The organism is Shigella sp. SIG6 (assembly GCF_053555815.1).
Map to the genome: position 1 here is coordinate 1 of NZ_JBQZXC010000263.1, position 1250 is coordinate 1250.

General features: G+C 39.6%; 2 protein-coding genes. Both read right to left on the reverse strand.

Going from position 1 to position 1250, the window contains the following annotated elements; translation table 11 throughout:
* Positions 1–330 (reverse strand): curli production assembly/transport protein CsgE (gene csgE / locus ACUU1M_RS20185; RefSeq protein WP_449144781.1); only part of this gene is annotated, 330 nt, incomplete at its 3' end.
* A gap of 4 nt (positions 331–334) precedes the next feature.
* Complete coding sequence (csgD, locus tag ACUU1M_RS20190; RefSeq protein ID WP_000481500.1) at positions 335–985, reverse strand: biofilm master transcriptional regulator CsgD; 651 nt, start codon at positions 983–985, stop codon at positions 335–337.
* Between the last annotated feature and the right edge of the window lie 265 nt (positions 986–1250).

Consider the following 1250-nt stretch of genomic DNA (forward strand, 5'->3'; position numbering starts at 1 on the left):
ATTTAGTGCTTCTTCAGTTTGAATCAGTGCAAAGACGACAGTTTTCTCGAAGTCTCTTTTCAACGGGAATAAAAAAGTCTGGAAAATAACATCCTGATTGACCGTTATTGTGATCCAGCTTCCCCATCGTGCACTGGGCCTTTCATTAATCGTTAAGTTACCCGTATAGTCACTTTCCCATTTATCACTAAAGGCTCGGTAAAAATCATGGCCAATAGATGAAACAGTATGGTCAGTTAACAATCCCGGGACTTCTACCTCAACGGCGTGAAGATTCCCTGCGGCGAACAGAAATTCTGCCGCCACAATCCAGCGTAAATAACGTTTCATGGCTTTATCGCCTGAGGTTATCGTTTGCCCAGGAAACCGCTTGTGTCCGGTTTTTTACGGCTATCTTCTTGAAAAGATTATAAAGATGCGTTTTAACCGTATTTTCGCTGATGAACAACGAACGAGCGATCTCGTTATTAGACGCGCCGATACGCAGCTTATTCAGGATCTCTTTTTCCCGATGAGTAAGGAGGGCTGATTCCGTGCTGTTATAACGATAGTTACCAGAATGTGTAATCAGGTAACTGGCAAGCTTTTGCGTAAAGTAGCATTCGCCACGCAGGACGCCTTGCAACCCATTGACAACACGTTCTTGATCCTCCATGGCATAAAAAACGCCGTTGATATGAGGCCAGTTTTCAATGTCGCGGTACGGGTAATCTTCAGGCGTATTTAGCAACAATATTTTGATATTGTTGTTTTTCCTGCTCAAAGTATCCTGCCAATAATGGATAAGCTTTTTATCCGCTTCCATCATATCCAGAAGAATAATAGAGCCTGAAGAGATATCGTCCAGAGAACGTTGAATATTATGTAATTTTCCTGTAATTGCTAGCGATTGTTTAAGGTGCTGCAAGAGAGCTGTCGCCTGCAAAGAAGGTTTAGTGATCAACAATAATGTATGACCATGAATACTATGGACTTCATTAAACATGATGAAACCCCGCTTTTTTATTGATCGCACACCTGACAGCTGCCTCTAAAATAGAAGCACCAGAAGTACTGACAGATGTTGCACTGCTGTGTGTAGTAATAAATCAGCCCTAAATGGGTAAAATATAAAACTAATGGATTACATCTGATTTCAATCTAGCCATTACAAATCTTAAATCAAGTGTTAAACATGTAATAAAATGTAACTCATTATATTAAAATGTTAACATTAAGGTTTTATTAAGTTTAGAAATGATAGAAAAGTT